We start from the raw sequence: 16,961 nt of genomic DNA, 5'->3' as shown, positions 1-16,961 counted from the left end.
AAAAACATTTTTTTAAAATTTTTTGTTTGTTTAACTGAGGTTTAATTAACATATGGGGGTCCCCCGGTGGGTCCCCCATTCCCCCCCGCCCTCTGACCATCCGGGCCGCATCGACGGCCGCGCTCCCTTCAGCAGGTACGGCGGTGTGTAGACCGACACGTCGTGGTTGTACGAGCCGTTGCCCGGGTTGTCGCCGACCGCCATCACCCGGCCGTCGGGCAGCAGGAACGCCGAGGAGTGGTAGCCGCGCGGGACCGGGTCGGCGGCCATGCCCGCCTGGTACGTGTCGGTGGCCGGGTCGAAGACCGAGGCCTCGAACACCGGATCGGCCCGGTCGTGCAGCGCGCCGCCGGTCTCCAGGACCTTGCCGTCCGGCAGCAGCACCGCCGAGACGTACATCTTGCCCTCGTCACCGGTCTGCGGCCGCTTGCCCCGGCCCTGGTCGACCAGGCCCTGCGGGAGCGGGGGGCCCGCGACGTAACCCGGGCTGGGCCGCTTGAGGTCGATGATGTCGGTGAGACGGTTGGCGGCGGGGTTGGACTCGTTGTTGCCACCCCCGATGGTCAGCACCCGCTGGTCCTGGGCCGGGGGCAGCAGCACGCTGGCCGACTCGTCGCGCTGGTCCTTGTTCCGCAGACCCGGCACATCGGTGATGGTGTTGGCGTCGTAGTCGTAGATGGAGGCGCCCGTGCCGGGGGTGCCGTTGCCGAAGGTGTGGCTGCCGGAGTAGAACAGGCGCCCGTCCTGCATGAGGATCATCGACGGGTACAGGCCCCAGTACGACCAGGTCTGCTTGACCTCGTTGATCGGCAGCCACTTGTTCTGCGCGGCCGAGAACTTCTCGGCCGTCACGTTGCCGGTGGAGTCCTGCTTCAGCCCGCCGAACGAGATGACGTCGCCGTTGCCGAGGATGGTCGCCGACGGGTACCAGTGCCCGTCGTGCATGTCGTTGGTCCTGAGGTACGTCTCGGTCGCCGGGTCGAAGATGTACGAGTCCTTCAACCCCTGGTAGCCGATCTTCCCGTCGGCGGACGGATAGCCCTTGTTGCCGCTCATCACCAGCACCCGGCCGTCCGCCAGCTGCACATGGCCGGCGCAGAACATGTCGACGGGCGTGGGGATGGTCCTGAAGGAGCCGTTCGCCGGGTCGTACACGGCGGAGGTGAAGGTGCCGGCCTCGAACATCTCCGGGTCGTTGCCGGAGCCGGCGATGAGCAGCACCTTCCCTCCCCCGGAGCCTTCGGCCTGGGAGGTACCCCCGTGCAGGACGACCGAGTGCATGGAGCGGACCGGGTTCCTGGTCTTCAGGACGTCCCACCGGCCCTTCACGCACTCCTCGGCCGTGCCGGTGCAGACCGGGTCGGGCGCGGGCGCGGTGACCTCCTCCATCACGTAGTCGTCGGTGGTGACGCTGCCGGTGCCGAAGACCGAGACGCCCCAGGCGATCTTGTCGGTGCCGGGCGGGACGACGGGCGTGCGGACCTCGGCGCGGGTGTACGCGCCGGCGAGCGGGAGGGTCTTGAGGTCGGTCCAGTACTGCCAGCCCGCGGTCGTGTCGTGCCGGAAGAGCGTGACCGCCGTGTCGGGGGTCGTCGACTTGTACCAAAGGGACAGGTCGTACTGCCGGTCGGCGGCGACGGCCGGGGCGCAGGCGCTGGACTCGGTGATGAGGGCCTTGCGGTCGCCGTCGACGCGGCGGGTCAGCTCGACCTTCATGGCGCCGGTGCCGGTGTGGGCGTCGGCGGTCGTGGTGAACGTGACGTCGTTGTCTCCCCAGCCGGATCTCGACCAGCACTCCGGCATCCCGTCGTGGCCGGTGCCGGCGGTTTCGAAGCCGGGGTTCCTGATGAGGTTGACCCCGGCGGCGGCCGGGGGCTGGGCGGCCAGGAGCAGACCGGAGGTCATGGCGCCGATGGCGAGCAACGCCACCCTTCGGCGGCGGGCTGTCCGTGTCACCGGGGATTCCTTCCTGTGCGGGCCCCGCGCGTGCGGCGCGGCAGGTAGACCAGCGCCTCGGTCCCGGCGAACCGCAGGACGAAGGTGGTCAGCAGCGCGAGGGTGGTGGCGGGCAGCACGGTCATGTGGAACTGCCCGACGAACAGGGCGATCAGCGGGATGCGCAGGACCAGGTCGGCGTTGGCGAGGAGCGCGAAGCGGCCCGCCCGGTCGGCCCAGTGCCGGTGGTGGCGGCGGTCGCGGAAGAGCAGCACCTCGATGAGGAGGAAGTTCCAGGCGACGCCCAGCTGGTTGGCGAGGAGCTCGGCGGGCAGATAGTGCAGCCCGGCGCCGGTCAGGCCGTACAGGGCGGCGAGGTTCGGGACGAATCCGGTGAGCCCGATCGCTCCGAAGGCGACCATCCGCGCGAGCGGCGAGGCGGTGCGCAGCTCCACCAGGTGGCGCAGGAAGCGCAGCCCCTCCTTGGCCGTCGACTTGGACTCGCCGGCGAACCGGTCCTGGAAGACGAACGGCACTTCGGCGACCTGGCGCGGGCGGCGGCGGACGGCCAGCTCCAGCAGGATCTTGTAGCCGAGGGGCTTGAGCGCCTCGGCGGTGACGGCGCCGGTCACGGTCTCGCGCCGGATGGCGAAGAACCCGCTCATGGGGTCGCTGATGCCGCGCAGGGCGCGCGGGAAGAGCCCCTTGGCGAGCCGGGTGGCGCCACGCGAGACGGCGACGCGGTAGCCGCCGGCGAGTCCGGCGCGGCTTCCCCCGGGCAGGTAGCGGCTGGCGACGACGAGGTCGGCGTGCTGCTCCTCGCCGGTGGCGACGAGACCGGGGATGAGGTCGGGCGGGTGCTGGAGATCGGCGTCCATGACGACGATCCACGGCGAGGTGGCGGCCTTCATGCCTTCGATGACGGCACCGCCGAGGCCGCCGTCGGGGGTGTCGCGGTGGATGACGGAGACCGGGAAGGCGCAGTCCCTCGCGGCGTCGGCGATCACGGTGGGGGTGTCGTCGGTCGAGTCGTCGACGAAGACGACCTCGCAGGGCAGCCGGGCCGGCACGGATGCGGCGACGCGGCGCAGCAACTCCCGTACGTTGGCCGCTTCGTTGAAGGTGGGGATGACGACGGTGACGGCTCCCGGCTCGGGTGCGTCGACGGTGACCGGGGCGATGTGCCCGGCGCCGGTGGGCTGGATGGTCACGGGGCCTCCGCTCCGGTGGTCCGGCCTTCGGTGACCCGGCTCTGGGTGGTCCGGCTCCGGGTGATCTTCCGGATCTCGATCCGCTCCTCGCCCTCGCCGAAGGTGGCGACCGGCGCCGAGTGCTCCAGCGCCGCCTTGACGTTGGGCAGGTCCCGCGCGTCGCGCCGGACGGTCGGGGAGGCGACGACGTAGTCCAGGTCCTGCCAGCCACGGGGGATCGTCCTGGTCACCGCCGGGTCGAGGTCCGCCTTGTAGAACCAGATGGCGCCGAGCCCGGGTTCGTACCCGGAGTGGACCAGGTCGAGCCAGAGCGCGTCGTCGACCAGCACGCGCGCGTGGGCCGGGTCCCGGACCTCGCGGTCGAGCCAGGAGGCGGCGGCCCGGTAGGGGGCGTTGGCGTCGGCGGTCATGGCGGTGCGGTCCCCCTCGTACCAGCGGGGTGCCACGTACACGACGGCGGACGCGGTGAGCAGGGCGGCCACGGCCCGGCGGACCGGGACGAGCCGGGGCAGCGGGCGGCCCTTGCGCAGCACCGCGTGGGCGACGCTCGCCGCGCCCCCGGCGAGGACCAGGGCCAGGAAGGGCAGCGCCTGGATGACGTACATGGCGGGCAGGTAGCCGGAGGGGCGCAGGGCGACGACCGCGAGGAGGGCGACGGCGAGCGCGGGCCCGGCCAGCGCCCGCGCGGTGACCGACCGGCGGACGGTGACCAGGAGCAGGGCGGCGCCGGCGAGTCCGCCGAGCGGCAGGACCCGGTCGTAGTAGAGCCAGGAGTCCAGGACGGCGTTGGAGCCGGTGCCGTCGCTGAGGAGGAAGCCGGAGCCGGGCCGGCTCATCTGGTACGTGATGCCCTCCCACAGCGACACGTGTCCGCTGCCGGGCAGCAGCTCGCCCTTGAGGAGGGCGAAGAGCGGGTACCCCAGGCCGATCAGCACGCAGCCGGTGATCGCGCCGGTGACGGCGAACTTGCGGGTGTCACGGTGAGTGTGGCGCCACATGGTGACCAGCAGCGCCGGGAGGACGACGAGCATCGTCTCCTTGGTGAGGACGGCGACGGCGGCGGTGATCCCGGCTGCGAAGTGGTGCCACAGGTGTCTGTGGGGTGAGGCCGCGAGGCAGAACGCCAGCAGGATCCACATCACGGCGATGTTGTCGAGGAAGATCTCGCGCTGGAGGACGACGGAGAGCGGGGACAGGCCGAACAGCACCATGGCCAGGCCCGCCGCCCAGCGCGGCAGCCACAGCCGGCGCGCCAGCACGTAGAGCATCACCGCGGAGGCGGCGCTGACCAGCAGCATCGCGCCTCGCATCGAGGCGACGGTCATCGACTCCGGGGCGAACAGCGAGGGTATCCAGGTCAGGACGGCGAGCTGCATCCAGCCGAGCGGCGGATGGTCGTACCAGTACGTGTAGTGGGCGAGGCCGCGGCCGTTCTGGACGGCCCACGCCTGGGCGAGGTAGGTGCCCTCGTCGTCGCTGAGGGTGGGGTACTGCTGGATGTTCCAGCCCTGGACGAGCAGGATCGCGACGAGGAGCACGCCGCACAGGACGAGGTCGGGACGCGAGCCGCGGAACCGTATGACGGGCCGGGTGACGAGCCGTCTCTTGTCGAGCGGTGCCGGGACGGTGGTGGGTCGCGGTGTCGCGGGGGCGGCGGGCAGGGTCGCGGTCATCGGGTGGCTTCCTCTCGCACGAGGTGCGCGCCGACATGGCTGGTGAGCTCCCATTCGTTACGGCCGCGATGTTCGCGCCAGACCGCGCGGACGGCCGCGCCCGCCAGCAGCAGTTGATAGAAGGGGCCGCCGGCGATGAGCTTGAGGTAGTGGGGGAACCGCACGCGCAGCCCGTACTGCCTCCCGAAGTCGTGCAGTCCGACGATCTCGAAGACGAAGGTCACCATGGCCGTGAGCAGCGGCAGGAAGGTGATGACGGCGATCCCGATCGGTACGTCGAGGAAGAGGGCTATCGCCACGTTGAGCGGGATGATGACGCCGGTGAAGGCCTGCATGAACGGGGTCATGAGGGTGTGGCGGGCGAGCATCCGCTGCCCGAGGGTGGGCAGTTGCCTCCAGTCCTTCTTGCGGTAGACCTGGAGGAAGCCCTGGTTCCAGCGGGTGCGCTGTTTCAGCAGGCTCATCAGCGTGCCGGGGGTCTCCTCGCGGGTGACCATGTCGGCGTCGTACGCGACGACGACCTTCCGGCCCTTGCTGGAGAGGCGTACGCCCAGGTCGCAGTCCTCGGCGAGACAGTTCTGGTCCCAGCCGCCGACCTCGCGCAGGACGTCGGTGCGGACGAAGACGGTGTTGCCGCCGAGCGGGATGAAGCCCTTGGCGGCGTGCAGGTGGAGACGGGAGCGGAACCAGAAGAAGTACTCCAGGCAGTTGCGCAGGGAGTACCAGCTGGAGTGGAAGTTGATGAGCTGGACGCCGCCCTGGACGACGTCGGCACCGGTGGCGGTGAAGGCGTGGTCCACATGGGCGAGCAGCTCGGGGTGGACCTGGTCCTCGGCGTCGAAGACCCCGACGACGTCGCCCCGGCAGTACGGCAGGGCCGTGTTGAGCGCCTTGGGTTTGTTCTTGGTGGCGTGGGTGTCGACGACGACGCGTACGCGGTCGGGGTCGCGGGCGGCGGCCCGCTCGGCGACCTCGGCGGTCTCCGGGTCGTCATGGCCGACGATCACGATGATCTCGAAGTCGCGGTGGCCGGACTCGCGGAGCCGCTCGATGGTGTGCTCCAGGACGAGCTGCTCGTGCCGGGCGGGCAGCAACAGCGAGAAGGACAGGCCCTGTTGGCCGTCCGGGCTGGCGAAACGGGTCGCGGCGAGTGTCTCGGGCGTACGCCAGGCGTGCATCTGCCACCACAGCGTGAACGCGGCCATCCAGAAGAGCGCCAGTGACACGGCGGCGACGAACAGCGAAATGAGCACGAAAGGTCCCCCCTTGGAACCTGCCGCGGTGACACGGGCGCGCGGAAATCACACGGCGCGCCGCCGCGACACGGATCTTTCCCCCAGAAGGCATGGCAAGGGGCGAATCGCGGCAGGACCCCCCTGGCCGTCGACGCCCATGATCAACGTCCGCACGCATCCTCCCCAGAATGCGTGCGGAGTCTCCTCAACTCCTCGTGCGATGAGGATAGAGCCAAGCGGTGACAGTCGGGGCCGTCCCGACAAAAACAGTTTTTCCTGCCTCAGTTGGTCAGTTTTCGGGAAAGGTCGGCCGCGTCCGTGGTAGGCGCGTCGCAGACGAAGTGGCGGCAGACGTACGCCGCGGGTTGCCCGTCGATCAGCGGGCGGTCCCTGAGCAGCGGGAACTCGTCCGCGGCGCCCGGCCTGCCGTAGGCGACGACGGCGCCGGGCGCGGTGCCGAGGAGCGCCGCGCGGTGCAGGGCGCGGGCGGCCTCGGCGCCCGGGCCGGCCGGCTCGGCGCCGGCGCCGACGACGGCGACCTCGCGGGGGCCGTCGAGCAGCGCCTCGGCGACGGCCAGGCCCCAGCCGATGAAGCGGGGCGCGCGCGGGCCGAGCGCCTTGACCACGCCGAGGGCGCCCTCGGCGGCGGTGCGGTGGGCCTCGGAGCCGGTGTGGGCGGCGTACGAGAGCAGCGCTCCGGCGGCGGCCGTCCAGCCGGAGGGGACGGCGTTGTCGGTGGGGTCCTGGGGACGGCGGATGAGCTGCTCGGCGTCGTGCGCCGTGTCGTACAGCGCGCCGCCCTCACCGGTGAACCGGTCCAGCACGATGTCCAGCAGGAACCCGGCGAACTCCAGCCACACGCCCTCACCCGTGACGGCGGCGAGCGCGAGGAAGCCCTCGGCGACGTCGCCGTAGTCCTCCAGCACCCCGGCGTTGACGCCCACCTTGCCGTCCCTGGAGGTACGGGCCAGCCGCGCCGTGCTGTCCATGTGGAGCCGTACCAGCAGGTCGGCGGCCTCCGTGGCGCGCTCGACCAGGTCGGGGCGGTCGAAGAACGCGCCGGTCTCGGCGAGCGCGGCGATCGCCAGCCCGTTCCACGCGGCGACGATCTTGTCGTCGCGGCCGGGGCGCGGGCGCCGGTCGCGCGCCTCGAACAGCCGCCGCCGGATCCGCTCGACACGCTCGGCCCCGTCCCCCACGGCCTCCGGCGTGGGAGGTACCCCCGCTCCCGCGCCGTCGGGCAGTTGCAGGACGGAGGCGCCCTCCTCGAAGGTGCCCTCCTCGGTGACGCCGAAGTGCCGGGCGGCGTACGCGGCGTCCTCCTCGCCCAGCACCTCCCGCAGCTGCTCGGGCGTCCACACGTAGTAGGCGCCTTCGACGTGCTTGCCACTCCCGTCGTCGGAGTCGGCGTCCAGCGCGGAGGCGAACCCGCCCTCCGCCGTGCGCAGTTCGCGCACCATGAAATCGGCGGTCTCCAGCGCGACGCGGCGCGCGAGGTCGCTGCCGGTGGCCCGCCACAGGTGGGCGTAGACGCGGCACAGCAGGGCGTTGTCGTACAGCATCTTCTCGAAGTGCGGCACGACCCACTCGCGGTCCACCGAGTAGCGGGCGAACCCGCCCCCGAGCTGGTCGTAGATGCCGCCCCGCGCCATCGCCTCACAGGTGTCGGCGGCCATCTGCAGCGCGCCCTCGGCGCCCGTGCGGGCGTGGTGGCGCAGCAGGAACTCGATCACCATGGACGGCGGGAACTTGGGCGCGCCGCCGAAGCCGGCGTGGAGCGCGTCGTAGTCCCGGGTCAGCGCGAGCAGCGCCTGCGCCAGCTCCTGCTCGCCGGGCGCACCGGCACCGCCGAAGGCGAGGGAGCGCCCGGACAGCTCGCGCACGATGTTCCCGGCGACCTCGCCGACCTCCTCGCGCCGGTCCGCCCAGGCCGCCCTGACTCCTTCCAGGACCTGCAGGAAGGACGGCATGCCGTGGCGGGGGGCGGGCGGGAAGTACGTGCCGAAGTAGAACGGCTCGGCGTCGGGCGTCAGGAACACGGTCATGGGCCAGCCGCCCTGCCCGGTGGCCGCCTGCACGGCCTCCATGTAGACGGCGTCCACGTCCGGCCGCTCCTCGCGGTCGACCTTCACGTTGACGAAGTGCTCGTTGAGGTACGCGGCGGTGTCCTCGTCCTCGAACGACTCGTGCGCCATGACGTGACACCAGTGGCAGGAGCTGTAGCCGACGCTGAGCAGCACGGGCACACCGCGGCGCCGGGCCTCCTCGAAGGCCTCGTCCGACCAGGGCCACCAGTCGACGGGGTTGTCGGCGTGCTGAAGGAGGTACGGGGACGTCTCATGGGCCAGTCGGTTCGCCATACAGCCATCCTGCCGGACGGAGCGGCTCGATGTCGGGCAGGGCACCCCCTTTCCCGGGGGTTGTCCACAGCCCCTCGCGTCGATCACCGGTACGACGGACACTGGTCGCCGGACGGGAACGCCGGCGGAGGGGGACGCACATGCGGGACACGGACGCGCGGGGCGCGGACAGGCGCGACACGGGCGGGCGCGACACGGGCGGGCGGGGCGGGCGGCTGCGGGAGGGCCACCGCGCCGAGGCCGAGCGGCTGTTGGCGCGGGCCGTGGAGGAGGAGGTCCGGCGCCCGGGAGGGCGGACCGACGCGGGGCCGCTGCTGGCGCGCGGCCGGGACGCGCTGGAGACGCTGGCGGCGAGCGCTGCCGAGGAGTACGACGCGTACGTACGGGCGCTCGATGAGGCGGAGGCCGGGCGGCTCTCCCTCGCCGAGCGGTTCAGCGGCCCGGCCGTCGGGGCGCCCGCGCTGGTCACGGCGGTGGCGGCGGTCGCCGCGGCGGGCGCGGACCTGGCGCTGGGCACGTCGGCCGGCACGGCGCTGGGCGCCGGCGCGGTGGTCGCCGTGGCCGGGGCGGCGGCGACGGTGCTGAAGGCGACGGCGGCCCACTGGCCGGCCGCGCACCGCAGGGCGGGCGCGCTCGGTCAGCCGGGCGGCGCGGAGCAGCTGCGGCTCCAGTGGTTGTCGGCCCTGGAGGTACGGGGCGTACGCCCGTTCCTGGACCAGCAGCGGATGCTGGCCGCGGCCTCGGCCACGCCCGCCGCCACGCCCGCCACGGGGGCGCCGCGGCTGCGCGGTGTCGACCGCAGCGCCCTCGCCCGGCGGCGCCTCGCCCTGGAGCAGTCCTACGGGCACCTGCCGGAGCCGGACGCGCCGTTCTCGGGGCGGCGCCGGGAGCTGGAGCAGATCGAGGGGTGGGTGCGGGCGGCGCGCGCGGCCACCGAGACCCGTCCGACGGTGGTGGTGCTGCACGGCGAGCCGGGCTCGGGCCGCACCGCCCTGGCCGTGCGGGCGGCGCACCGGCTGCGGGACCGGTTCCGCGGGGCGTGCCTGGTCGACATGCGCGGTGCGGGCGGGGACGAGCCGCCCCTGTCGACGCGCGACGCCCTGCTGAACCTCCTGAACCGGCTGGGCGCACCGCGTGAGCAGTTGCTGCCGCGCGAGCGGTCCTCGACGGAGCAGCAGGTGCGCAGGCTCGCGGAGGTCTACCACCAGCATCTGACGGGCCTGCCGGTCACGGTGGTGCTCGACGACGCGCACGACCCGGAGCAGGTGCGCACGTTGGTCCCGGAGCGGTCGGACGGCCTGGTGCTGGTGACGGCGCGCCGGCCGCTGGCGCTGGGCGACGACGTACCGGCGTGGGTGCACCAGCTGCCCGTGGGCGGTCTTGAGGAGGCGGACGCCGAGCAGGTGCTGCGGCAGGCCGCCGACGGCCCGGAGCGCGGGCCGTACGACGCGGAGGCCACGGAGCGGCTGCGGGAGCTGTGCGGCGGCCTGCCGCTGGCGCTGCGGGTGGCGGGCTCGGCGGTCGTTGGTTCGCGCTCGGCGGCGGAGGTCGTCCGGCTGCTGGCGGAGCGGACCGGCGAACCGGTGGAGCGGGCCCTGGCGGCGTGCTACGCCACCGGGCTGTCCGGTGATCAGCGACGGCTGCTGCGGCGCCTGGCGCTGGCGGGCCGGGCGTCCCTGGGCGCGGCGGCTGCCGCCGCGCTGCTGGCGGCCGGGGAGGAGGAGGGGCGCGCGCGGTTGCGGGAGCTGGCGGCGGCGGGCCTGCTGGACCAGGTGCGGGGTGACAGGTTCCGGCTGCACGACACGGTGCGGGCGTTCGCCGCGGCACGGCTGCGGGACGAGGAGGACGACGGTGAGATCGCGGCGGCGCAGGAGCGGCTGATCCGGAACCACGCCGAGCTCGCCGACGCGGTGATCCGCATGGTGGACGGCAAGATGTCGACACGCGTCGGCCACAGGGCGCGGTTCGACGGGCACGGGTTCACGTCGCTGGAGGCGGCGCTGCGCTGGCTGGACGACGAGTCGGGCTTCATCACGGCGGCGCTGCGGCACGCGGAGGGTGTCTCCCGGCAGACGGTACTGGAGCTGCTGGGCGCGCTGTGCGACTACTGCCTGCTGCGCGGCGACCTGTACCGGCTCGGTGAGCTCCAGCAGCTGACGGAGGCGGTGGACCAGGGACTGCTGGCGCGGTCGGTGCGGTGGCGGACGGGTATCGCGGCGCGTCAGCTGGGTGAGCTGGACACCGCGCGGACGACGCTGACGTCGGTGGTGTCGCTGTACCAGGAGGCCCGGCAGGACGCGGGTGCGGCGCTGGCGCTGTGTTCGCTGGGCATCACGCTGCACCACCAGGGCAACCTGCCGGAGGCGGCGGCGCGGCTGCGGGAGGCCTTGGAGCTCCAGGCCGCACCGGAGCTGGCGGCGGACCGGGCCTGGACCCTGCACGCGCTGGCGGCGGTGGAGCGGGACCGGGGCGGCATCGCCGAGGCGCTGACCCTGCTGGACACGGCGCTGGCGCTGCACCGGGAGAGCGAGTCGCTGCACGGTGAGGCGTGGGCGCACTTCCAGCTGGGCCAGGTGTGCCTGCGCCTGGGTGAGGTGGTGCGCGCCGAGGCCGCGCTGCGGACGGCGCTCGACCTGTACGGGCGGACGCACGACGCCCGCGGTGAGGCGTGGGCGCTGACCCAGCTGGGCCGGGCCCGGCTGGTGGACGGCGACGCTGCCCCGGCGCTGGAACAGCTGCGTACCGCCCTGGCCCGTCACCGCGACAACGAGGACGCCCGCGGTGAGGCGTGGACCCGGTACTACCTGGGCCAGGCGCTGGAGGAGGCGGGCGACACCGACGAGGCGGTACGGGAGCTGGAGCGGGCCCGGGCGATGTTCTCGCGGATGCGGGACGTGTACGGCCTGGCGTGCGCCCGTCACCACGCGGGCCGGCTCACCCGCGACCAGCGGGCCGCCCGGACGGGCAACCTGCGCAACTCGGGCTTCGCCCGGCAGCTCCTGGTGGACGCCCGCGCGGACTTCCGCCGCATCGGCGTGGCCCACGGCGAGGCGTGGACGTGCCTGGAGCTGGCGATCATCGACGCGGGCAACGACCGGGCGCCCCAGGCGCTGGCGCTGTGCGACGAGGCGGTGGCGCTGTTCGCCTCGTACGACGACGGGCGCGGCGCGGACTGGGCCCGCTTCCTGCGCTGCACGCTGCTCCCGTACGCCTCACCGGGCGGGGTGGAGGTCGGCACGGCGGTCGCCCAGCAGGAGCTCGCCGAACTCGGCGAGGCCAAGCACCCGTGGCGCGACCCCGGGCTGGAGGACTGCGTGGTGGCCTGGGGCCTGGTGCTGGAGCGCGGCGTACGCCTGGAGTCCCCGTGGCAGCCGTGGCCGCTCGGGCTGACCCCGTCCCGTCACGCGCGGGAGGTGATGGGCGTACCGACCGGGGCGACGGCACGGCCGTAGCCCACCGGCCGGCCCGGGGACGGCCGGGACCGGCCCTTGGGCCGGGGACAGCCTTGGGGCGCGGCCTTGGCCGGGGCGGCCTTTGTCGGGGCGGCCTTGGGGCGTGGTCGTCCCTCGGCCGTGAGCACCGGCCCCGGGGCACGCCCGGACGTGCGTGCTCCGCCGGCGCGGAAGTCACCGAGCGCTGAGCTCAGCCATGGCTCTCGGCCCGGGGCCGACGCACCTCCCGGCCGGCCGTCGCGCCCGGCGGGCCGCCCGGCGCGTGCGTACGGGCGGTACCGCGCCGGGCCGTACGGCGAGGCGATCACACGGGCGGGGGGTGCGGAGTCGAGTCGCGGCTGCGCGGTCCGCGCTCCGACCGCGCGGGCGCTCCGGCTCCGCGCGTCGGCGCACGCACGCGGCGCCACCGCGCCGGCCCGGGGTCCGGCTCCGCCGCTCCGTGGCGGAGGGAGCCGGTCCCGGTCGCTACTCGCCGCTCTTGGAGGTCGTCGGCGCCGCGCCGGCCGTGACCGTGCCGGCCTTCGCCGGTTCGGGGGCCTCTTCGAAGTCGACCTTGCCCATGTGGCGGTTCATCGACTTCATCAGCATCCATACGCCCACGGCCATGACCGCGAAGACGATGAAACCGAGGACGCCGGGGGTCACCTTGTTCTCGTCGAGCTCCTTGGCGGCGAGCGGGACGAGCTGGGTCAGTGCCTGGTGTGCGCTCATATCAGGCATTGTCGCGGATGCCCGCGAAGAGGTCGTCCTCGGGGAGGGAGGTGTCGACCACGGACCGCGCGAGCTCGTAGTCCTCGGTCGGCCAGACCTCCTTCTGCATCTCCAGCGGCACGCGGAACCAGCCGCCGTCCGGGTCGATCTGCGTGGCGTGCGCGATCAGCGCCTTGTCGCGCACCTCGAAGAAGTCGGCGCACGGCACGTGCGTGGTCAGGGTCCGCTCGGCGCGCTCGAACTCCTTCCAGCGCTCCAGCCACTCCCCGTACGGCGACTCCAGGCCGCGGGCCAGCAGCGCCTCGTGCAGGGCGACCGTGCGAGGACGGTTGAAGCCCTGGTTGTAGTACACCTTCAGCGGCTGCCAGACCGGACCGAACTCCGACTCCGGGTACTTCTCGGCGTCCGTCGCGCCGTCGAAGGCCACCATCGTGATCTTGTGGGTCATGATGTGGTCGGGGTGCGGGTAGCCGCCGTTCTCGTCGTAGGTCGTGATGACCTGCGGGCGGAAGGAGCGGATGGACCTCACCAGGCGGCCGGCCGCCTTGTCGACGTCCTCCAGAGCGAAGCATCCCTGCGGCAGCGGCGGCAGCGGGTCGCCCTCCGGCAGGCCGGAGTCGACGAAGCCGAGCCACTCCTGCCTGACGCCGAGGATCTCGCGAGCCTCGTCCATCTCCTTGCGGCGGACCTCGTGGATGTTCTCCTCGATGTACTTGTCGCCCTGGAGCTTCGGGTTCAGGATGGAGCCGCGCTCGCCGCCCGTGCAGGTCACGACCAGCACGTCCACCCCCTCGGACACATACTTGGCCATCGTCGCCGCGCCCTTGCTCGACTCGTCGTCGGGGTGGGCGTGAACGGCCATCAGTCGCAGCTGCTCAGTCAAGACTCGGTCCTCGATGATCGGTGGCGGAATACGGGCCGTCCCGTGCGGACGGCCATCCGGGGCGGCGGTCGGGTGGCGTGCGGGCGGCTTCTATAGTGACGGAATCGGCGGCCGGAAAATTCCGTCGTCCGGCGTACGAACGAGCGTACGAGAGGATCGACCATGAGCACGGTACGGGAAGGGCTTCCCGAGGGCCGCTACGGCCGCTCGGCGGACGCGCGCGCCGACCGCAAGCTCAAGATCGCGGGCGCCGTCCTGGGCGCCGGGCTGCTCGCCATGGTCGGCTGGTTCGGCTACGACTACATCGCCGGCCAGCAGGTCAGCGCCGAGATGATCAAGTTCGACGTGTCCGCGCCGGACCGGGTCGCGGTCCACCTGGAGGTCCGCAAGGACAAGGCGGCCACGGGGTACTGCACCCTGCGCGCCCTCGCGGAGGACGGAAGCGAGGTGGGTCGCAAGGAGGTCCGCTTCGACGGCGCGGCCGACCGGATCGACGAGGTCGTCACCGTCCGCACGACGGCGAAGGCCACCAGCGCCCAGCTGCTGGGCTGCACCTCCGACTAACCGGAACAGCCCCTTCTACTTCCCCGCTGACCTGGGGTGACGCAAAATTCGGGACGTTCGTCCTCCCCCTTTGCGCCCGAAATTGTTAGGCTCGTGGTTTCGCCCATCCAGGAAGGCAGAATCCTTCTGGGTAGGGCGATGCTTTGTATCCCATGTACCGACGAGGAGCACCTGTGACCCAGACCAGCGAGAACGTCACCTGGCTCACCCAGGAGGCGTACAACCAGCTCAAGGCCGAGCTGGAGTACCTGTCTGGTCCCGCGCGAACCGAGATCGCCGCCAAGATCGCGGCTGCGCGCGAGGAGGGCGACCTGCGTGAGAACGGCGGGTACCACGCGGCCAAGGAGGAGCAGGGCAAGCAGGAGCTGCGGGTACGCCAGCTGACCCAGCTCCTGGAGCAGGCGAAGGTCGGCGAGGCTCCCACCGAGAGCGGTGTCGTCGCGCCCGGCATGGTCGTCACCATCGCCTTCGACGGCGACGAGGACGACACCCTGACGTTCCTCCTTGCCTCGCGCGAGTACGCGAGCTCCGACGTCGAGACGTACTCCCCGCAGTCGCCGCTCGGCACGGGCGTCAACGGCAAGAAGGTCGGCGAGGACGCGGAGTACGAGCTGCCGAACGGCAAGAAGGCGTCCGTCCGGATCCTCGACGCCAAGCCGTACCAGGGCTGATCCGCACACGGGACTGATCCGAACACGGGGCTGATCCGCACACAGCCGCACACGGCGCACACGTGCGCGAGGGGCCGGGCCGCGATCACGCGGCCCGGCCCCTCGCGGTGTGCCGTGGGAAGGGTCAGGCGGTCGCCGAGCGGTACTTGCGCACCGCGAGCGTCCGGAAGACCACCAGGATCAGCACCGACCACAGGACCGACGCCAGGACCGGGTGCTGCATGGGCCAGGCGTCCGAGGTCTTGAAGCCCGGGGGCAGGTTGCCGAAGAGCTCGCGGCAGGCCTGCACGGTGGCGCTGAACGGGTTCCACTCGGCGATGTGCCGCAGGAAGGTCGGCAGCTTGTTGGCGTCGACGAAGGCGTTCGAGATGAACGTCAGCGGGAACAGCCAGATCAGTCCACCGGACGTGGCCGCCTCGGGCGTGCGCACCGAGAGGCCGATCAGCGCACCGATCCAGGAGAACGCGTAACCGAGCAGGAGCAGCAGGGCGAAGCCCAGCAGCACCTTTCCGATGTTCTCGTGGAACCGCCAGCCGACGATGGCCGCGACGACCGCGAGCACGACCAGCGTGAGCGTGGTCTGCACCAGGTCGGCGAGCGTACGGCCGGTGAGGACCGCGCCCCGGGCCATCGGCAGCGAACGGAACCGGTCGATCAGACCCTTGTGCATGTCGTCGGCGATGCCCGCGCCGGCGCCCGCGGTGGCGAACGTGACGGTCTGGGCGAAGATGCCGGCCATCAGGAATTCCCGGTACGCCCCCGGGGAGATGGTGCTGCCGACCTCGATGGAGCCGCCGAAGACGTACGTGAACAGCACCACGAACATGATCGGCTGGATCAGCCCGAAGATCACCATCTCCGGGATCCGGGACATGCGGATCAGGTTCCGCTTGGCGACGACCAGTGAGTCGCCGACCGACTGCCCGATGCCGCCGCGCGGCCTGGGGGCCGTGTGCCGGGGGGCGACGGTGCTCGGGCTCGGGCTCGGGCTCGTCACTTGGCGGCCTCCTTACGGCTCGCGCGGCCTCGGCCGCCGTCCTCGCCGCCGTTGTCGTCGTCGGTGAGCTCGGCGGCGTGACCGGTCAGGGAGATGAACACGTCGTCGAGGGTGGGGCGGCGCAGCCCGATGTCGTCGATCTCGACGCCACGCGCGTCGAGTTCGCGGATGACTTCGGCGAGCAGCTTGGCGCCGCCGGTGACCGGGACGGTGAGCTTGCGCGTGTGCGTCTCGACGGCGACCTCGCCCTTGCCGAAGCCGGCGAGCACCTCGCGGGCCGGGGTGATCTCGCCGGGCTCGTGGACGACGACCTCGACGCGCTCGCCACCGGTCCGCGCCTTCAGCTGGTCGGAGGTGCCGCGGGCGATGACCCTGCCGTGGTCCACGACGCAGATGTCGTGGGCCAGGTGGTCGGCTTCCTCCAGGTACTGCGTGGTCAGGAGCAGGGTGGTACCGCCGGCGACGAGCTCCTGGATGACCTCCCACAACTGCTGCCGGTTGCGCGGGTCGAGGCCGGTCGTCGGCTCGTCCATGAACATCACGGGCGGGGAGACCACGAGGGCAGCCGCCAGGTCGAGGCGGCGTCGCATGCCGCCGGAGTACGTCTTGGCGGGACGGTCGCCGGCGTCGGCGAGGTTGAAGCGGTCCAGCAGCTCACCGGCCCGCTTCTTCGCGGCCTTGGCGGTCATCTGGTACAGCTGCCCGACCATCTGCAGGTTCTCGCGGCCGGTCAGGTACTCGTCGACGGCGGCGAACTGTCCGGACAGGCCTATCGAGCGGCGGACTTCGTTGGGGTGCTTGAGGACGTCGATACCCGCGACGACCGCCCTGCCGCTGTCGGGCCTCAGGAGCGTGGTGAGCACGCGGACAGTGGTGGTCTTACCGGCGCCGTTGGGGCCGAGAAGCCCCAGGACCGTCCCCTCCGGGACATCGAGGTCCACGCCGTCCAGTGCCCTGACGTCGCCGAAGGTCTTCACGAGTCCTTCGGCGTGAATAGCGCCTGGCATGTGGGTTCTCCCGTTGGCAGGTGCGAGTGGTGAGTCGGATCACGACGAGATGAAGTGGCGATGCTCTACCGCAGAGCGTAGAGACGCCGGACACGCCGCGCTCGGCAAGCGCGACAACCCGCACACCGTAACGCGATACATCGCGTCTCACAACACTGCGGCTCGGCGGCCGGACGCGACAGTCGCGAGACCACTCGCGATACTGTCCGGACCCCCGCCCCTCGGGACCCCGCTCGGGACACCGCCCGTCTGGACCCCGCCC

At 72.2% G+C, this 16,961-nt stretch carries 11 protein-coding genes and 1 pseudogene; 3 read left to right on the top strand and 9 right to left on the bottom strand.

The window, feature by feature from the left end:
• Positions 1-114 precede the first annotated feature (114 nt).
• The 5 genes and pseudogenes from ABZZ38_RS25360 to ABZZ38_RS25340 all read right to left on the bottom strand — a co-directional run.
• Positions 115-1,905, bottom strand: a pseudogene (locus ABZZ38_RS25360) (galactose oxidase); the annotation flags it as partial.
• Positions 1,906-1,952: 47 nt separating this feature from the next.
• Entirely contained in the window at positions 1,953-3,146 is a 1,194-nt protein-coding gene (locus ABZZ38_RS25355; RefSeq protein WP_356743939.1) for a glycosyltransferase family 2 protein, read from the bottom strand.
• Complete coding sequence (locus ABZZ38_RS25350; RefSeq protein ID WP_356743937.1) at positions 3,143-4,819, bottom strand: phospholipid carrier-dependent glycosyltransferase; 1,677 nt, start codon at positions 4,817-4,819, stop codon at positions 3,143-3,145. The genes ABZZ38_RS25355 and ABZZ38_RS25350 overlap by 4 nt, the downstream gene beginning before the upstream one ends.
• Positions 4,816-6,072: a glycosyltransferase gene (locus tag ABZZ38_RS25345; protein WP_356743935.1), complete on the bottom strand. Its 1,257-nt coding sequence runs from the start codon at positions 6,070-6,072 to the stop codon at positions 4,816-4,818. Before ABZZ38_RS25345 ends, ABZZ38_RS25350 begins: the two co-directional genes overlap by 4 nt.
• Before the next feature lie 263 nt (positions 6,073-6,335).
• The gene (locus ABZZ38_RS25340; RefSeq protein ID WP_356743933.1) at positions 6,336-8,414 is read right to left on the bottom strand and encodes a thioredoxin domain-containing protein; all 2,079 of its coding nucleotides are present in this window, start codon (positions 8,412-8,414) and stop codon (positions 6,336-6,338) included.
• A gap of 215 nt (positions 8,415-8,629) precedes the next feature.
• On the opposite strand from ABZZ38_RS25340, the gene ABZZ38_RS25335 reads away from it, so the two are divergent.
• A complete protein-coding gene (locus ABZZ38_RS25335; RefSeq protein ID WP_356743945.1) occupies positions 8,630-11,866 on the top strand; it encodes a tetratricopeptide repeat protein in 3,237 nt (1,078 codons plus the stop codon).
• A 465-nt stretch (positions 11,867-12,331) separates the two neighbouring features.
• Here the strand turns inward: ABZZ38_RS25335 and ABZZ38_RS25330 are convergent, their stop codons facing one another.
• On the bottom strand, positions 12,332-12,586 hold the full coding sequence (locus ABZZ38_RS25330) for a hypothetical protein (RefSeq protein ID WP_356743931.1): 255 nt from the start codon (positions 12,584-12,586) through the stop codon (positions 12,332-12,334).
• A complete protein-coding gene (gene mca, locus ABZZ38_RS25325) occupies positions 12,579-13,460 on the bottom strand; it encodes a mycothiol conjugate amidase Mca (RefSeq protein ID WP_356743928.1) in 882 nt (293 codons plus the stop codon). The genes ABZZ38_RS25330 and mca overlap by 8 nt, the downstream gene beginning before the upstream one ends.
• Positions 13,461-13,622: 162 nt before the next feature.
• Between mca and ABZZ38_RS25320 the strand changes: the two genes are divergently transcribed.
• Together ABZZ38_RS25320 and greA are read left to right on the top strand one after the other, a co-directional pair.
• The gene (locus ABZZ38_RS25320; RefSeq protein WP_356743926.1) at positions 13,623-14,024 is read left to right on the top strand and encodes a DUF4307 domain-containing protein; all 402 of its coding nucleotides are present in this window, start codon (positions 13,623-13,625) and stop codon (positions 14,022-14,024) included.
• A 173-nt stretch (positions 14,025-14,197) separates the two neighbouring features.
• The gene (gene greA, locus ABZZ38_RS25315) at positions 14,198-14,695 is read left to right on the top strand and encodes a transcription elongation factor GreA (RefSeq protein ID WP_356743922.1); all 498 of its coding nucleotides are present in this window, start codon (positions 14,198-14,200) and stop codon (positions 14,693-14,695) included.
• Positions 14,696-14,819: 124 nt separating this feature from the next.
• Here the strand turns inward: greA and ABZZ38_RS25310 are convergent, their stop codons facing one another.
• On the bottom strand, positions 14,820-15,692 hold the full coding sequence (locus ABZZ38_RS25310; protein ID WP_356743920.1) for an ABC transporter permease: 873 nt from the start codon (positions 15,690-15,692) through the stop codon (positions 14,820-14,822).
• Positions 15,689-16,699: an ATP-binding cassette domain-containing protein gene (locus ABZZ38_RS25305; protein WP_356743918.1), complete on the bottom strand. Its 1,011-nt coding sequence runs from the start codon at positions 16,697-16,699 to the stop codon at positions 15,689-15,691. Before ABZZ38_RS25305 ends, ABZZ38_RS25310 begins: the two co-directional genes overlap by 4 nt.
• Positions 16,700-16,961: the final 262 nt, after the last annotated feature.

Source organism: Streptomyces sp. NPDC006368, assembly GCF_040612535.1.
Taxonomy (GTDB): domain Bacteria; phylum Actinomycetota; class Actinomycetes; order Streptomycetales; family Streptomycetaceae; genus Streptomyces.
Note: the sequence above shows the minus strand (reverse complement) of the source record. Positions and strands in the feature narration are given on the sequence as shown.